The organism is Flagellimonas meridianipacifica, assembly GCF_003001695.1.
Classification (GTDB): domain Bacteria; phylum Bacteroidota; class Bacteroidia; order Flavobacteriales; family Flavobacteriaceae; genus Flagellimonas; species Flagellimonas meridianipacifica.
Window position 1 is genome coordinate 1 of sequence record NZ_PVYX01000001.1, and the last position, 17,695, is coordinate 17,695.

13 protein-coding genes are annotated in these 17,695 nt (G+C 39.0%); 7 read left to right on the forward strand and 6 right to left on the reverse strand.

Translation table 11 applies throughout. From position 1 onward, the window contains the following. Positions 1 to 207: 207 nt before the first annotated feature. The 3 genes from CLV81_RS00010 to CLV81_RS00020 all read right to left on the reverse strand — a co-directional run bounded on the left by CLV81_RS00010 (position 208) and on the right by CLV81_RS00020 (position 7,031). Positions 208 to 2,211, reverse strand: coding sequence for a putative porin (locus CLV81_RS00010; RefSeq protein WP_106143036.1), 2,004 nt, complete (start codon positions 2,209 to 2,211; stop codon positions 208 to 210). Positions 2,212 to 2,556: 345 nt separating this feature from the next. Further along, the gene (locus CLV81_RS00015; RefSeq protein ID WP_106143037.1) at positions 2,557 to 3,966 is read right to left on the reverse strand and encodes a RagB/SusD family nutrient uptake outer membrane protein; all 1,410 of its coding nucleotides are present in this window, start codon (positions 3,964 to 3,966) and stop codon (positions 2,557 to 2,559) included. A gap of 8 nt (positions 3,967 to 3,974) precedes the next feature. Continuing rightward, complete coding sequence (locus tag CLV81_RS00020; RefSeq protein WP_106143038.1) at positions 3,975 to 7,031, reverse strand: SusC/RagA family TonB-linked outer membrane protein; 3,057 nt, start codon at positions 7,029 to 7,031, stop codon at positions 3,975 to 3,977. A gap of 208 nt (positions 7,032 to 7,239) precedes the next feature. Here CLV81_RS00020 and CLV81_RS00025 point away from each other — a divergent pair, with 208 nt between their 5' ends. From CLV81_RS00025 to CLV81_RS00040, 4 genes are all read left to right on the forward strand, one after another. Next, positions 7,240 to 7,839 (forward strand): ribonuclease HII, encoded by a 600-nt coding sequence (locus tag CLV81_RS00025; RefSeq protein ID WP_106143039.1) that lies wholly within the window; start codon positions 7,240 to 7,242, stop codon positions 7,837 to 7,839. Between the two features lie 28 nt (positions 7,840 to 7,867). Next, positions 7,868 to 10,309 (forward strand): ribonuclease HII, encoded by a 2,442-nt coding sequence (locus CLV81_RS00030; RefSeq protein WP_106143040.1) that lies wholly within the window; start codon positions 7,868 to 7,870, stop codon positions 10,307 to 10,309. 130 nt (positions 10,310 to 10,439) lie between these two features. Then, the gene (locus CLV81_RS00035; protein WP_106143041.1) at positions 10,440 to 11,765 is read left to right on the forward strand and encodes an OmpA family protein; all 1,326 of its coding nucleotides are present in this window, start codon (positions 10,440 to 10,442) and stop codon (positions 11,763 to 11,765) included. A gap of 8 nt (positions 11,766 to 11,773) precedes the next feature. Further along, positions 11,774 to 12,472 carry a TapB family protein gene (locus tag CLV81_RS00040; protein WP_106143042.1) on the forward strand — a complete coding sequence of 233 codons (699 nt, stop codon included), beginning with the start codon at positions 11,774 to 11,776 and terminating at the stop codon, positions 12,470 to 12,472. A 15-nt stretch (positions 12,473 to 12,487) separates the two neighbouring features. On the opposite strand, the gene lipB is transcribed toward CLV81_RS00040, so the two are convergent. From lipB to CLV81_RS00055, 3 genes are read right to left on the reverse strand one after another with little or no spacing between them, the layout of a single operon-like run. Next, complete coding sequence (lipB, locus tag CLV81_RS00045) at positions 12,488 to 13,207, reverse strand: lipoyl(octanoyl) transferase LipB (protein WP_106143043.1); 720 nt, start codon at positions 13,205 to 13,207, stop codon at positions 12,488 to 12,490. Positions 13,208 to 13,239: 32 nt separating this feature from the next. Next, a complete protein-coding gene (locus tag CLV81_RS00050) occupies positions 13,240 to 13,980 on the reverse strand; it encodes a hypothetical protein (RefSeq protein ID WP_106143044.1) in 741 nt (246 codons plus the stop codon). Positions 13,981 to 13,990: 10 nt separating this feature from the next. Next, positions 13,991 to 14,146 (reverse strand): YqaE/Pmp3 family membrane protein, encoded by a 156-nt coding sequence (locus CLV81_RS00055; protein ID WP_106143045.1) that lies wholly within the window; start codon positions 14,144 to 14,146, stop codon positions 13,991 to 13,993. 89 nt (positions 14,147 to 14,235) lie between these two features. Between CLV81_RS00055 and CLV81_RS00060 the strand changes: the two genes are divergently transcribed. The 3 genes from CLV81_RS00060 to lysS all read left to right on the forward strand — a co-directional run bounded on the left by CLV81_RS00060 (position 14,236) and on the right by lysS (position 17,672). Then, entirely contained in the window at positions 14,236 to 15,279 is a 1,044-nt protein-coding gene (locus CLV81_RS00060; protein ID WP_106143046.1) for a response regulator transcription factor, read from the forward strand. Positions 15,280 to 15,375: 96 nt separating this feature from the next. Continuing rightward, positions 15,376 to 15,933 carry a thioredoxin family protein gene (locus tag CLV81_RS00065; protein ID WP_106143047.1) on the forward strand — a complete coding sequence of 186 codons (558 nt, stop codon included), beginning with the start codon at positions 15,376 to 15,378 and terminating at the stop codon, positions 15,931 to 15,933. 47 nt (positions 15,934 to 15,980) lie between these two features. Continuing rightward, the gene (gene lysS / locus CLV81_RS00070) at positions 15,981 to 17,672 is read left to right on the forward strand and encodes a lysine--tRNA ligase (protein WP_106143048.1); all 1,692 of its coding nucleotides are present in this window, start codon (positions 15,981 to 15,983) and stop codon (positions 17,670 to 17,672) included. Positions 17,673 to 17,695: the final 23 nt, after the last annotated feature.

A 17,695-nucleotide genomic window follows, 5' to 3' on the forward strand; every position in this document is an offset into this window, starting at 1 on the left:
CTTTCCTGTTCTCAAAGCAAAAAAAACGCCCCGAAAGGACCCCTTTTTCGCCCCACCAAAACAATACCTTTACCGTTTTAGCGGGTGCAAATATAAGCAGCTTATTTTTTCTCCGCAAATGCTTTTCAACTATTTTTTTTCAAAAAAATCTAAAAAACTCACAAAGTGCTGTTTTTCAGATATCATCACAAAATAGATTTTGAAAGTTTAGGAAAAGAAATTCCAAACTAATCCAAATCGTATAACAAAATCCCTATACGGATAATTAGGAGCAGAATAAAAGATAGGTTCTGAAAAGGAAGAATTGAAATGTTCCAACTTAAAATAAATTCTTGTTTGCTTCACCCTCGCATTTATGAAGAAATCCAGGAGCGGAAAACCTCCAAACTCTTCTTCATTTTGAATATAGAACTCCCCCAATAGAGGATGATAAGCATTCATATTATATGAAGTAAAGTATTTGAAAGTAACCCCCGTCTGCAAATACATTGCTTTTTTAAACACATCAGAAGAAAAGTATAGTGAATTACGCGTGATTAACTCTGGAACATTCAGCACTTGTTGATTTTGGGTTACATCTTGAAACAAAACAGTGTTGGCCAACGCCCATTTTCTCCATTTGAACTCTTTAAAATACTTTATACGAAGATGGTTCACAGTTTCACTTTCTTGGAAGGGTCGAACAAAAGCCGTCTCGGCCAAACCTGCAGCCCTTTGTTCATCTGTGATAGTGGAAGCAAAGAAACTGTAGTTATCAATTGCACTATATTCGGCTTCAAGAAGACCCCATTTGTTAGAATCCAAATTAAAAGTTATGGCTTGATTCTGCTGTTTTTCGAAAAGAGAATCATTTTGCCAGTTGAAATTCTGATAATCACTTTGATACAACAAATAATTAAAGTTAGGTAATCGAGAAGCTAAATGTACTCCTCCCGAAACTGTGGTATTTTCATTAATCTGGTAAATCGAGGAAAAATTAAAAGCATTTCCGGTAAGTTCTCCCGAAACGGTATAATTTACATCACCCTTTAATACAAGATTACCAAACTGGTTAAAATAAGTACCCCCAACAGAAATTTCCTCTCCCTCTATTTGGTTTTGGATTGTCTGGGTATCTGTTATAAGAATACTATTAAAGAAATAGTTGTAGTTATACAAACTGGCATTTCCGGTAATTCTTCCCAAAGTACTATTCGAGAACTCGGCAGATACTCTATTGAACATTGTTTTCAATCGGGCTTTGTCTTCTATCGGAGTTAAAAAAACATCTTCCCCAAAAGCATTTTCTTGGGCGGTCTGAACAAATTCGTAAAACTTGGTTTCATAATTGAATTCATGACCTATTCTTACCTGACTCTTCCTTTTTTTTATGGAGTCTTGCTCTCCTCCAAACAGTAAGAATTGGTGATCAAAATAATATCGTTTGCCCAGGATACGGTTATTGGCATTGGTGAACAAAACATCAATTCGCACCCTATCGGTAAAATCACCTTCTGGGTCATTCTCAAACTGTTCCCGATTTGCAATCCCACCATTTTCTTCCGAATCTAAATCTTGGGCAGCAATGTGCCCCCTAATCCTATAGCGGTCATTCTCCGTTCTATAATTAAAAGTGGTTTTAAAATTACCTGACTGGGCTTGATTAAACTGGTATTTGCCCAATGATCGAAAACCTTTAAATCCAACAGAAAGATTAAGTCTTTTATTAACATTAAAAGCAAGCAATGCATCTAATAATTGACCTTGTTCCAATGTAGTTTTAAACATTAAATCCGAAACTGGTGTTGCTACATCATAGTAGTTTATTTCTTCTGTTTCTTGGTAATTAAAATTTCTCCCAAGAGCTCCCAATCTAGGATAATAATGACGATCGGAAAATTGGACACCCAAAGTGTTGTAAGGTTGACCAATATTTGCAAAGGGTATAAGTTCAAAATCATCCCTTCTGAGAAAGTTGTACTTGTATTCCTTTTGGATGGTCAAACTGGTATCCAAAAAAGTGGTGTCCCTTGAATAAGAGATAATTTTATAGTCTTTTATGGCAGTTGTCCCTTCTTTTTTTTGAGACAATGAATCCATTCCCTTTGATTTTAATGGCAGTTTGTTACGTGTAGAATCTCGGGGAACGGGAGGTGGGGAAATTGAATCTTGCTGTGCATTTGCAAAAGTAGCATTCAACAACAGAAAAAGAACCGAAATAAAATGTCTCATGTACTGGTATTGACAGGCAAAGGTATGCGTTTTGTTGTTATGGGAATGTGAAAGTTTTCAGTCATTCTAACTTAAGGAGTTCATAGGTCAATAGATAAATTAAATCCACTGGAAAAAGCTGAGTCAAAATAGGAAATTCCAATACGATTTTTCAAAATACCATAAAAGTTTAAGATTTAGGTAGATGCAAAAGAATATCCATGTTTTAACCAATTAATCACTGATTCACCTAAAATACCCATGGAAGAGGTTTTGTAACCAATCTTAAAATAATTTCCCAAAATAAAAAAGCGCTTAAAATAATTTTAAGCGCTTCTGTTTGGTATAAAATTATGCTACTCTAAACTAGTAGCCAGGATTTTGCTGTGCATTAGGATTACCATTCAGTTCATCATCTGGAATTGGTAAAATAACAAAATTAGCACCGGGGGCAGTAACCGCGCCACCTCCAGGTTTCAAATTCTGGTTGTTACGCAACAAATCCATTCTTCGTGCACCTTCAAAAGCTAATTCCTTTCTTCTTTCCAAAAGAATATCATCAAGGGTAACAGAACCTAAAGCAGGTAATCCTGCTCTTGCTCTAATAGCATTTACATCTTCCAATGGAGTGGCACCGATTGTCGTTCCACCTCTCAAATTAGCTTCTGCTCTATTTAAGTGAATCTCACCCATACGTATTACGTTGGGATCGGATTCATTAGTAGCTCCGTTAGGATACTTGTTGGTAAACAATCCGGGATTATTCCCTGCATCAACATCGCTAAATGTCAAAACCGTAAACCTCAAGTCCGTTGGTTCTGCCTCAAAGGCGTCAATCAAATCTTGGGCAATCGGCAAATCGCCCCTACCATTGTTTGATGTAGGATTATAAAATGTATCAAAGTCAGAACCAATTGCTGGATCATCCGGTTGGTTGATTACCTGGAACAAGTGTTCTGATGAGGTATTATTGTAGAAGCTGAAGTCAGAAGCCAAACTAAAACCAGTAGTATTGACAACGTCGTTCGCCATATTGGCTGCAGCGGCCCACTGCTCTCTGTACAAGTAAAGTCTAGATAACAATCCTCTCGCCGCTGTGCTACTAGCCCTGATACCATTAGAAGCGGGCAAATTGTTCATGGCGAACAGCAAATCAGCCTCAATAAACGCATGCGTCTCATTGACCGTAGATCTTGGCTGTTGGAAAGGCTCTACATCCCCTTCAAAAAACTCGGTTACTATAGGCATACCCAAGGTATTTCCATTATCTACTTGGAAGGGCTGGGCAAAATTATTTACTCCAACGAGGTACGCCAAGGCTCTACAAAAACGAGCTTCAGCGATAAACTGAATTGCCAAAGCATCGAAGTTCGCTGGTGCACCTTGTACATCGTCAGCATTAATATTTTCCAGATTTACAATAATGTTGTTTGCATCCCGGGTAACATCAAAAACATCAAACCAGATATTATCAATTGTTCCATTCGTGGCATCAGCATCAAAATCACGAATATCCTGAAGCGTAGTAAAACTACCTACGAAATCCACATTATCGGAAGTAAAATCTGCTATAAAATCTGGAGTACCAATCAAGTCTCCATCCTGTAATCCATCATACACACCGATTACCGCTGCCTCGAGGTTAACGAAATTTGAAAACACGGCATCTGTGGAAAGGTTATCCTCCGGCTCAATATCTTCAACTCGACTTTCACAGCCCCATACAAGCAATGTAAGGGCAAAGAAGAATATTATTTTCTTAAAAATTTTCATCATCACTTTTTTTAAAATTGTACGTTTAAACCAATCAGAAAGGTCCTGGCCTGTGGTGCCGTAAAGAATGACTGACCCAATGCCAATGGACTACCGGAGTCATTATTCTCAGGATCAATGCCATCCAAATCATCACCTTTCAGTGTCCATAAATTTGTAGCCGTACCATAAAATCTCACAGAAGAGAAGAAATCTAATCTATCCATGATAGAATTTGGTAAAGTATATCCCACAGTAAGGTTATTTAATCTTAAGTAGTCCCCACTAAACAATTGAGCAGTGGACAGTTGGTTAGCATTGTTCGCTGTTGCGCTAGCAGGACTAGGCAAAAATGCTTGGTCTCCTGGCTGCCTCCAGAAATTCAAATTCTGCCTTCTTACATTGATTGTTCCCCCGATAGCATCAAAACCATCGATGAATCGCAAACCGTCAACAAAAATATCGTTACCTACGCTATAGTTGAACGCAGCAGTCAAATCCAAGTTTTTGTAATTTATGGTATGTGTAAAACCACCTGCGAAATCAGGCAAAGCTTTACCAACATCAACCCTATCCGTGTTTAGGTTGGGTGTGGTGGTAACATTACCGTCAATATCCAACCACTCAAAATCACCAGTCTGTGCATTAACACCGACAGCACGTACCAAGAAGAAATTACTCAATGGAGAACCTTCACGCAATCGTGAAACACCACCACCACCAACATCGGTGAATCGACGTCCTTGGTCATCAATTTCATTGGACTCAATAGCAATTACTTCATTATCCAAGGTATTCAAGTTGAATCGCAAATTCCAGTTAAAGTCCTTAGATCGTATGATATCTGCCGCTAACTCAAATTCCCATCCACTGTTCTCTAGCTCACCTGAGTTAAGACTTTGATCAAGGTCTCCCGTTTGTTCCGGAATGGGAACGTTAAACAATAGATCCGTAGTATTTCTTTTAAAGTATGATACGTTGAAATCTACCCGGTTGTTAAAGAAACTTGATCGGAGACCCACGTCTATGGTTCGCGTTTCTTCAAAACCTAGATTTGGATTTGCAGGTTGGTTAACATTTGTAGCAGCAAGACCACCGAACTGTCCTGTTCCGAAAAGCCCTAAAGGGAGGAAGTTACCTCTGTTAATACTGAGATTATCGATTAAACGATCGTTACCCGCTGTTCCTATACTACCTCTTAATGATAAGAAATTAATCCATCCAACATTTTCCATAAACTTCTCGTTGGACAAAGTCCAACCCCCAGCTACGGACCAGAAAGTACCTGTATTGTTATCATCCCCAAGTCTAGAAGACCTATCAAATCTACCGGACAATTCCAAAAGATATTTATCATCGTAATCGTAAGAGATTCGGCTTAAGTAACCGGTAATAACACTACCTGTTCGTGTAGGCGTGCCACCCACAGTGGTGGACACGGTTTGGGTGGTTGCTGAACCTACGTTGGTCAAACCATCCGAAAGGAAACCAACCCCATCTACCTGGGTCTGTCTCCTTCTTCTGTCTTCAAATTCCTGAAGTAACAGACCGCTCACACTATGCTTACCAAATTTGTTAGTATAGTTTAAAGAGTTGGTTACCCTATAAAGGTCATCCGTAACCGCCCTAAAATTAGCATCACCACCCGCAAAGGTTATATCGGCTCTTCTAAGGCGAACACCAATGGTTTGTCTGTCTACACCAAACTCCGATTTAAACTTAAGGTTTGGCGTTAAGCTTATTTCCCCAAAAATGCTACCAATGATTCGGGTATTGTCCGTTTCATTTGTATTTAATCTAGCTACCGCTTCAATATTCGGAATAAAGTTGGGAGAACGCACAAAGTTCCCCTGGTCATCCCTTGGTATAAAAGTTGGATTTGTCAGCAAGGCTGACGTAAAAGGTGCAAAGGTATTGTTCTCCGTACCAATAGTATTCAAAACCGTATTGGTGATACCTACATTAGTACCAACGCGCAACCAGTTAGTGGCTTGGGTATCCAAATTCAACCTAAAAGCCCAACGGGTCAAATCGTTACCGATAGCAAAACTTTCCTGATCATCAAAACTACCACTAATAAAGTACGATGAATTTTCCGTACCCCCGCGTACCGAGATATCGGTATGTTGTGAAAAACCGGTTCTGCCTATTAGATCTACAAAATCTGACCCTGGATCACCTATGGCGCCCAAGCCCAAATCTTGTGGCTGTAAACTGGTGCCATCCTGAATGTTAGCGACATCTGTTCTAAACTGGCGGTACTCATCTGCCGTTAGCACCTCAGGTAGATCAATGATGTCCGTAAACTGTACAAAGTTGTTAATGGTCACCGTAGCGTCTTGGCCTCTTTTTCCCTTCTTTGTAGTAATCAATACTACACCATTCGCACCCCTTGTACCGTATAGAGCGGTAGCACCGGCATCTTTTAAGACTGTCAGTGATTCTATGTCTCCAGGGTTAATAAAACTAAATGGGTTGGCACTACGATTATTATTAGCACCCTGTAAAAAACCATTACTGTTATCGGTAAGCACTACCCCATCAATTACGAATAGCGGCTGGCTACCCCCGTTGATGGTATTTACACCCCTAATCTGGATATTGGTAGGTGTACCTAAAAGACCAGAAGTATTTACCACGTTAACACCTGCCGCTTGACCTCTTAATAATTGGTCAGGAGATGTCACCACTAGGTTTTCCAATGCTTCTTCGCCTACAATGGATACGTTCTGAACAATTTTATCCTTGCTCTGAGTACCATATGCTACAACCACCACTTCTTCAAGGGCTTCAGCATCTTCTTCCATCTGTACGTTGATGGCACTGGATGCTCCCACGGTCATATTGACCGTTCTCTGGCCCAGATAACTAAAGCGCAACACCTGTCCAACGTTAGCGGAGATTGAGTAATTACCATCAAAATCGGTTTGTGTTCCAGAAGATGTTCCCACAACAACAACTGAAACTCCTGGTAATGGCAAACCGTTTTGGTCGGTTACGTTACCGGAAATTGTCTTCTCTTGTCCAAAAGAGAAATTGATGCACAGCAATAGAAAGGAAGCCAGCATCAAAGTTAACTTTGATCTCATTTAATTGAATTTTTGAATTAGTCAGCGGCTAAAATCTTAATAAAAACTAAAAATTCCAAAAATTACTTGCCCCCAACCCCAATAAATGTTAAAAAGGCATTAATAATTATCAAATTTTGAGTTAATTCACCTTTGTCTTAAGAAATAGTAAATTCTTTAACTAAACTATTTCGTCTTTTTGCCAATTAAATGATTACTGTTTAAAAAAATGAGTTTAGTAAGGTTTGATTCTCCCGGCCATTTAGCAGGCACGGACGAAGCAGGAAGGGGCTGTTTGGCCGGCCCGGTGACGGCAGCAGCCATAATTCTAGCCCCAGATTTTGAAAATGAGGTTCTTACCGATTCCAAAAAACTATCCGAATCCAAAAGAAAAGAACTTAAACCTATATTGGAAGAAAAAGCTTTAACATATTCCGTGCAGCACGTTTTTCAAGAAGAAATTGATGTAATCAATATACTTAATGCTTCTTTTCTTGCCATGCATAAGTCACTTGATAAGCTTTCCATGCTGCCCAGTCTTATTTTGGTAGATGGCAATCGTTTCAAACCCTACCAATCCATACAACATCATTGTATTATAAAAGGTGATGGGAAATATTTAAGTATTGCAGCCGCTTCTGTGCTGGCCAAAACCTATAGGGACGCCTATATGGAGAAGATTCATCTTGAATTCCCAATGTACAATTGGAAGAAAAACAAAGGATACCCTACCAAAGAGCATAGAGAAGCCATTAGAAAATATGGCATTTGCAAGTATCACAGAAAAAGTTTTAGACAATTGCCTGAACAATTGATGCTCGATATCTAAAACCCTAAATTTGTTTCAAAATCTCAATATGAAACCTCGGGCAATCTATTTCTTCTTTTTCATATTCTTTTTTTCTTGTCAAAAAGAAGTCAAGACCTCTGACACATTTCTAGAACAATTGCCAACCAATGCTTCATTTTTGATGAGCGTAAACGACATGACAGGTTTTTTGAGTGCGCTAAAAAACAGTACGATTTCCAAAAAAGGGCAAATCGTCAACTTCTTGGATATTATTCTTGGGGAAACCGAGATATTGACATTAATAAACACGGAACAAAAGTCAGTATTGGGATTTTATAAAATTGGAAGGGAAAACTATAATTTCGTTTTGGCGACCAAATCCAATCCCAACTTTTTTGATGTATCTCAAATTCCGAACCATTCTTCCGAAACGTTTTCTTATGAAAACCATACATTGAACAAATATATTGTCAATGGACGGGAAGTTTTCACCTGTCAAAAGAATGGTTTCCAGCTATTGAGTTCTTCGCAAATGCTTCTAGAAAATTTGCTTCGTGCCGATTCTTATACCGTAGACCCAAACTTGAATAGGCTATACACCGCCGCGGAAGAAGATAAGTCCGCCACAGTTTTTATTAACCTCAAAAAGTTTTCGTTTCTGTCAGAAGAACCCAGGAAGAAAAAACCTATGGCAGAATGGACCAGTTTGGATATTTCTTTAAATCAAAACCAAACCGCTTTAAGCGGAGTAGCCACGGCCTCAGATTCGACGAAATTGTTTATAAACCTTTTTAAGGGCACGGCTCCACTAAGCAGTAGAACTGCTCTTTATGCACCTGCAAAAACCGAAGCTTTAATTGCCTACGCATTTGATGATTTTGATGTTTTTCAAAACAACCAAAGTCTTTTTCTAGATCGGGTTAAGGCCAAGGATACCCTGTTCAACACCATAGAAGAAGTTGGAATTATCAATATGAATCAAAACAAAGTGGTGTTTTTAAATTCCTTTGGCGGTGAAGGTTTATCCGATTTTCTATCTAACAGCAAAAAATCTTCATCCAATTATCAAGGAAGCGATATCAATGGACTTCAAGACAAGAATTTGGTAACTTCTACATTCGACCCTTTGGTCAATGATTTTGAATCCAATTATTACACCGTGTTGGAGAATACGTTCGTTTTTTCAGAAAAAATTGAACCTCTTCAAACAGTCATCAGTAATTACAGGAATAAATCCACATTTTCCGAGTCGACAACTTATAATTCGGCTATGGAAAACTTTGCAAACGAATCAAGCATGCTATTCATTTCAAATAACAAAGGAATGGATTTTGTATCCGAGCAAACTTTTTTAGCTGAAATTTTCAATACATCAGGTAGTAAAAAACTGGATGACCATACTTTCGGAGCTCAGTTAGTTGCAGATAGTGGTTTTATGCACACCTCTTTTGTAGTTTCCAAAACCAAGAAAGCTGTTACGGCAAATACAACCATACCTCTTTTCACCATCGAGTTAGATTCAGACTTGGCATCGGACCCTACGTTTGTTAAAAATCACAGGAACAATAGACAGGAAATAGTGGTACAAGACCGAGACAACTTCTTATATCTAATATCCACTAACGGAAAGGTACTCTGGAAGAAGCAGTTGGATGGAAGGATTCAGGGAAAAGTGCATCAAGTGGATATTTATAAAAATGGAAGGCTTCAGTTGGCCTTTTGTACGAACAATGAATTTATGGTAATTGACCGAAATGGCGAAGATGTACCCCCTTTCAAAATAAAATTTGAAGGTGGAAATCTAAATCCCTTGGCCGTTTTTGACTATGAGGGGAACCGCGATTATCGATTTGTCGTCACTCAAGGCAAGAAAGTATTCATGTACAACAACAAAGCTCAAATTGTGGATGGCTTTACTTATAAAGAAGCTACAAGCGATATAATACAGGCTCCAAAACACTTTAGAGTTTCTGGAAAAGACTATTTACTATTTAAGTTGGCGGACAATTCCTTAAAAATTCTTCACCGTACTGGACGGGATAGAATTTCCGTTAATCAGAAAATTGATTTCTCCAGGAACGATTTTTTTGTGTATAAGAATAAATTCTCAACCACGGACAAAAAAGGCGTACTGGTACAAGTAGACCTACAAGGAAAAATTACCAAAACCAATTTCAACCTAAATAAAGACCATGGTATGTATGCCACCAGCAAAACCTTGGCATTGATGGATGATAACACACTGAGCATTAAAGGAAAAAAAGTTGAGTTGGAGCTTGGGGTGTATTCAGAACCAAAGATTTTTTACATCTATGACAAGATTTATGTGAGCGTCACAGACATACAGAACCAAAAAATATACTTGTTCGACAGCCAAGCCAAATCCATTCCCAATTTTCCAGTCTTTGGCAATTCTTTAATCGATTTGACAGATATGGAAAACGACAGAAAACTTGAAATTGTAGCGAAGGACCAAGAGAATTCCTTAATTGTTTACAAGCTGAATTAACACCTTCTTTACAGCTAGTTATACATTGGTTCAAGCAAAACACACATCTTGCACCATGACTTACATTTTTTTTTGTAGTTTCCAATAATTTGAATCACAATTACTTACGAATAACCAAAACACTACACAAATGAAAACCTCCATTAAACTACTTGTTAGTTCAATAGTAATGCTTTCCTTTTGCCATAGCGGAAATGCCCAATTTTTTAAAAAATTGGCGAAAAAGGCGGAAAAGGCTGCTGAACGAACTGTAGAACGAAGAGTGGAACAAGAATCAGCAAAGAAAACTGACCAAGCACTGGACAGCGTACTTGGAACAGGTAACGAAAAGCAAAAGGTACCCAATACCCCTCCAAGCCCTAATGGCCAACAAGGTGAATCCGGAGGCACCAGCACGGGTACTTCCAGTTCCGGTGATGTTCCAACTTCTGGTCCCAAAACACTGAATGTATATAGTAAATTTGATTTTGTCCCGGGTGACAAACTTTTGTTCTTCGATGATTTTTCCAATGATTTCATTGGCGATTTTCCCTCAAAATGGAACACGAACGGTGGTGGTGAGATGGTCACCATTGATGGCTCTACCGATAAGTGGTTCGCTATTAATCCTGGTAGTTTTGTTGTTCCCATCACCGATTTTACACTGCCTGAGGAATATACCGTTGAATTGGATTTAAGATTTCTTAATCTAACCAATAAAACCTCATCGGTGATTGAAGCCCAGTTTATATGTGCTGAAAATGCAAATCTGAGCAATAAAGATGCCTTTGCCATGACCGACCTTAACCCCGTTCAATATATCGCCGTAGGTCCAGAAATTAGAAATAAGTTCGCCGGTGACCCAGACCCCATTCGCAATCAGATGAAAAGTGATTTCCGGAAGGTTTATAAAGAACGAATGCATATTTCAATAGCAGTGAATAAAAACCGCTATCGTTTCTGGATTAATGAGACCAAAATCTTTGACATCCCACAGCTAATCAAAGACCCATCTAAAATCAACAACTTCAAAATCTTTATGAGAGGCTTAAATCTGGATAAAGGCGAACGTATGCTTATTTCGAACCTTAAGATTGCAGAAGGCGGGGTCGATTTAAGAAGAAAGTTGATGGCAGAAGGAAAAATATCCACTAACGGAATTCTCTTCGATTCCGGTTCTGCCAACATCAAACCCGAATCTATGGGAATCATTAGACAGATTTATCAAGTATTGCAACAAGATGGTTCCATAAGTCTCAAAATAGTGGGACATACGGATTCTGATGGAAATGAAGCCAATAATCTGGCATTGTCAGAAAAGCGGGCGGCCGCGGTTAAAGATGCGCTGGTTTCTGTTTATGGTGTTGATTCTGGAAGACTTTCCAGTGAGGGTAAGGGAGAATCAGAACCAGTTGGCGATAATTCCACCTTAGATGGAAAGGCACAAAATAGAAGAGTGGAATTTATCAAGCAATAATCAAAATCATGATAAAAAGACTTTCTACGGGACTTATCCTGTGCCTATTTATTTTTTCAGCTAAAGCACAAGAAAATTGTAGCTCTTATTATCCCATGGTACAGGGTGCTTCGTATTCCTACAATCTGTACAGTAAAAAGAACAAGTTGGAAGGGACAACATCTTATATTGTTTCAGATGTTAAGAACGATAGGGGAAATACTTATGCCTCTATGAAAATGAAATATGAAGACGCCAAAGGGAAAAACACCTTTGAATCGGATTACAATATTACCTGCACTGGTGATGGAATAAAAATCGATTACAAAAGTCTATTCCCGAGTCAAATGCAAAAGCAATATGAAGAAATGGGATTGGAAATGGAAATAACGGGTACTGATCTGGAGATACCCAACAATTTATCCGTAGGCAAAGAACTCTCCGATGCAAATGTCGATGTAAGTATGGACATGAGCGGTATGAGCATGAAGATAGAAGTGAACACTACAGATAGAAAGGTGGTGGGAAAAGAATCCGTCACAACTCCAGCAGGAACTTTTGATTGTTACATCATATCAGCAAATACGTCATCCAAAGTGATGATGACCAAGCAGCAAATAAAAGACAAACTATGGCTCTCTGAAGGCGTAGGAATGGTGAAACAAGAAACTTATAATAACAACGGGAAGTTAATGAGCAGTATGGTGCTGACTTCCCACAGTAAGTAACACCGAAGGCCTCGATTATTGAATCGGGGCTTTTTCTTTTATGATCTTGGCCTCAAAAAGCGATTGGAAATGCCTCAAAAGCTTTTGTCTTACTTCTTCCATATCCACTTCCTGCTTACCAAGCTCTACATTCAATGAGGTGACGGCCTTATCCCTTATTCCGCATGGAATCATCATATCAAAGTACCCCAAATCTGTATTCACATTGAGTGCAAAACCATGCATGGTTACCCATCTACTTGCCCGCACACCCATGGCACAGATTTTTCTGGCGAATGGAGTACCAACATCCAACCAAACCCCGGTTTCACCCTCCGAACGTTCTGCCTTCAGACCATACTCGGCTAAGGTCAAAATGACCATTTCTTCAAGAAATCTAAGATATTTGTGAATGTCAGTAAAAAAGTTGTCCAAATCCAAAATAGGATAGCCAACTACTTGTCCTGGACCATGATAGGTGATATCTCCCCCACGGTTTATCTTATAAAAAGTAGCGTTCTTTTCTTGAAGTACTTTGTCATCTACCAGCAAATTATTGATATCGCCGCTCTTTCCGAGAGTGTAGACATGAGGATGCTCCACAAATAGAAAGTAGTTAGGAGTTTCCAATTCACTCCCATTTCTTCTATTGTCAATTTTTGTATCTACTATTCCCTTGAAAAGCTCTTCCTGGTAATCCCAAGTTTCCTTGTAGTCTTTTTGCCCCAGGTTTTCTAGAATGACCTTTTTATTCATTCTACAAAGATACGAATAGAGCGGGCGGGAAACTAGTTTTCCAATTCCACTTCAAGGTCCAATAAAGAGGGGTCCTTCATCAAATCCAAGAACTTAACCTCGTAGATGAGTGTTTTCCCATCAGCACTAAAGGTGGCACTTTCGGCAGAAGCAGATTTAACCCGTTTCGGGAAGTGATATTTGAGAGTGTATGTAGATCCGGAAAGAAACATTTCGGCTCCTTGAAGACTGTCAATGCTCTGTTGAAACAAGTCTTGGTCCAGAATTTTGGCTTTTCTTGAAAAGGTATTTCCTGCGAAACTATAGTTTACTTCTGTAGCAGATTCCTCTCCCCCTATTTTGGGCTGCTTGTCCTGTCCACTATTTGGCCCCAACGAACTTGCACTTTGAAATGCGTTGAACGCATCATTGACCTCGTTTACATTTTTAAACTCACTGAACAAATCAAACTTCATTTGTTTCTCCTCAGGATTCATAACCATTCGCATATTGAAGGGTTCCAGTTTCTTCAATTTCGCTTGTTCCTCTGGAGACAACTGGGCTATACTGTCTTTCTTTTCTTCCAACAAATCTTTAAAAGAAATTAAGGAATCCACCGCTTTTTCATTGTCTTTCATCATCTCCTCTCCTGCCATTTCCATAAGTTCGGAACCATCAAAATTGATGGACAGTTTTCCTGACCCGTCCTCGTTTATGGTGATTTCTTCAGTAAAATTGCAGGAAAAAGCAAATGCAACGGCGATAGCCATTGTCAAAAAATGAATTCGTTTCATGGTATTGATTTTAGTTCGTGTTATTTAGAATGACGAGCGCCCCAATTACACCTGGGACCCACCCGCATAATGTCAAAAGTAAGACAATAACAAACGAACCACAACCTTTTCCGATGACTGACAAAGGAGGAAACAAAATAGCCAATAAAACTCTCCAGAAACTCATATTTGATTGATGATGATGTACTTAGTAAGTAGCACAAATCCTTTTTTTGTTACACTAATCTTTTATTTTTAAGTTGTTAGATTTACCCTATGAGAAATTGGATACTTCTGCTTGCTTTTCTTTCCCTCAACATGGCAAAAGGGCAATATCATTTTTCAGGACATGTATCTCAAGAAAACGCAGGTAAATTCATTTACCTTTCCATGGTAGAGGATTATAGAAAGTCTTCAAGAATATATTTGGACCAAATTATAAGGAGAACCAAGGTCGATTCCACCGGTAGCTTTCAATTTAAAGGCAATAATCTCCCAGTGGAAAACAGAATATACCGAATTCATTTAGACAACTGTGAAGAAGGTGCAGAATCTGCCCACTTTTTAGGAAAGTGCCAAAACAGTCCAAATGTTCTATTTATTGGGAATAACTCGGATTCAATTCAATTTCCAACCTCATTTGAAAACCAGGCTCTATGCACCGTGGAGTCAACAAACATCAAATCGCAATTGCTTTTGGATGTTGAAGCGTTCAAAGAAGAAATGATATTCGATTTTACGGAGTTTCGTAGCGATACCAACCTAAAATTGAATTTAAAAAATTGGTTTTCAAAACTTCAAGAGTTCGGAGAAAGCGCTAAAGAACCTTTAGTTGAACTCTATATTTTCGATTTTCTTTCAGACAAAAAGAATGAAACCTATGGTTTTTATCTTGACGATATTGTGAAGAACTCCTATTACGAAAACCTGCTCTATCGGTTACAAGCCACATACCCCAACACCAGTTTTACAAAACAATACCAAGCAGAAATAACCACGGACGAACAATTGGCAAGCTTTGAAAATCCCTCCCTGTTCAACTGGAAATCGCTTTTGTTCTTTTTACTTATCATTTCGCTGAGTTTTAATGTGTTCCTTGTTATTAGAAATGGAAGAAATGGAAAAGCGTCCAAAATACTGGAAAAACTGACCCCCCAGGAGCAGAAAATTGTGGACCAAATCAAACAAGGAAAAAGCAACAAAGAAATAGCCGCCACCCTTTTTGTAAGCCACAGTACAGTAAAAACACACATCAACAATCTCTACAAAAAGCTCAATGTTTCCAGCAGGGAAGATATTTTGACCCTGCTAAGAAAATAGATTTCCACCCTCGGTCTAGACCCGAAATCCATCCTGTTTTTCCTCTCTCGCTTTCCCATTTTGGTGAATTTTCGAACCAAATCAAAGTTTAAAAGCATGAAAACAATTCTAGCAGCAATGTTTTGTCTGTCAACCTTTACCGGGGTTTGTCAAGACTACAATCAGGAAATCACTATGGAAAATGGAAAAAAATTCATGGTTGGAAAAATCACTGAAGAGGGGCTGAACAATGAACCCTATCAAACCTGGTTCAAAAATGGATACGAATCGTACATGGTGGATGAACAAATAACCAAAATGTTCAAGAAATCCCTAAAAAAGCACGATGTAAAATTATTTTTGGGCACTTGGTGCGGTGACAGCAAACGCGAAGTGCCTCGAGTCCTTAAGATTTTGAAGAAATGTGAATTCCCAAAAAGTCAGTTGGAAATTGTAGCGCTGGATCGAAGAAAGGAACATTACAAAAAGAGTCCTACGGGAGAAGAAAAAGGCTGGAGCATTGTCAAGGTGCCCACAATTATCTTCTTGAAGGACGGAAAAGAGGTGAATCGAATTGTGGAAAGTCCCATTGAATCGTTGGAAGAAGATATGGCCCAAATTCTTCTAGACAAACCCTACACGCCCAATTATGCCCACTTGAGTAAAACCAAGTGAAAATTAAAGCGCAAAAGTGTAATTTTGCGCTTTAATTTTTTTAAGACATGCAACTATCGGAACAAGAAATCGTTCGAAGAGAAAAATTGGCCAAACTCAGGGAAATGGGAATAGACCCCTATCCTGCGGCACTTTATCCTGTTGATGCTACTTCCAAGAGTATCAAAAACGATTTTGAAGAAGGAAAACAGGTTGTGATTTCCGGTAGACTAATGTCTCGCAGAATACAGGGCAAGGCATCCTTTGCAGAACTTCAGGACAGCGAAGGGCGCATACAAGTATACTTTAACCGGGATGAAATATGTCCAGGTGAGGACAAAACCCTTTACAATGAAGTGTACAAAAAGCTTTTGGATATAGGAGATATTATTGGTGTTGAGGGCGAATTGTTTACCACTCAGGTTGGAGAAAAAACGGTAATGGTGAAAAACTTTAGTGTACTGAGCAAAGCTTTGAGACCACTTCCCCTACCTAAAGTAGATGCTGAGGGAAATACGTATGATGAGTTCAACGACCCTGAGCTTAGATATCGCCAACGCTATGTGGATTTGGTGGTGAATCCTTCGGTAAAAGAGACGTTTATCAAACGCACCAAAGTCACCAATAGCATACGTGAATTTTATAATCAGAAAGGGTATTTGGAAGTGGAGACTCCTATTCTACAGCCCATTCCAGGAGGAGCCGCAGCTCGACCTTTTTTGACCCATCACAATGCACTAAATGTGCCTTTGTATTTGCGAATCGCCAATGAGCTATACCTAAAACGATTAATTGTTGGTGGTTTTGATGGGGTATATGAATTCTCCAAAGACTTCAGAAACGAAGGAATGGACCGGACCCATAATCCAGAATTTACGGTAATGGAACTCTATGTGGCCTACAAGGATTACAACTGGATGATGGATACCACCGAAGAGCTTCTTGAAAAAGTGGCAATTGATTCCAATGGGACCACCAAAGTTGAAGTAGGTGAGAATATAATCGATTTCAAAGCTCCTTATCCCAGAGTCCCTATGTTGGAAGCCATTAAAACGCATACAGGGTTTGACATTGCTGGAATGAATGAGGAGGAATTAAGAGAAGTTGCTCAAAAATTGGAGATAGAAGTTGATGAAACCATGGGTATAGGCAAGCTGATTGATGAGATTTTTGGGGAGAAATGTGAGCATCATTACATCCAACCCACTTTTATCACGGATTATCCCAAAGAAATGAGTCCATTGACCAAAGAGCATAGAGAAAATCCAGCATTGACAGAGCGGTTTGAGTTGATGGTAAATGGTAAAGAACTGGCCAACGCTTATTCTGAGTTGAACGACCCCATTGACCAACGCGAACGTTTTGAAGAGCAGCTCAAGTTATCCGAAAAAGGAGACGACGAAGCCATGTTCATTGACCAAGATTTTTTACGTGCTCTTGAGTATGGTATGCCGCCTACATCAGGTATAGGTATTGGGATAGATCGTTTGGTAATGTTACTTACCAACAATGCTTCCATTCAAGAAGTATTGTTTTTCCCCCAAATGCGGCCTGAAAAGAAACAGGTCCCACTTACAGAAGAGGAAAAAACCATTATGGATATCTTAAAACCTGTTGGGGAAATGCCTCTTTCAGAACTCAAAGAAAAAGCAGGTCTTAGTGGCAAAAAATGGGACAAGAGCACAAAAAACCTTTCAAAACTAGGGCTTTTTGAGGTTGAGAAAAATAACGACGGGCTTTTTGGTAGACTTAAAAACTAAAAGTTCAAAGTAGCAATGTATTT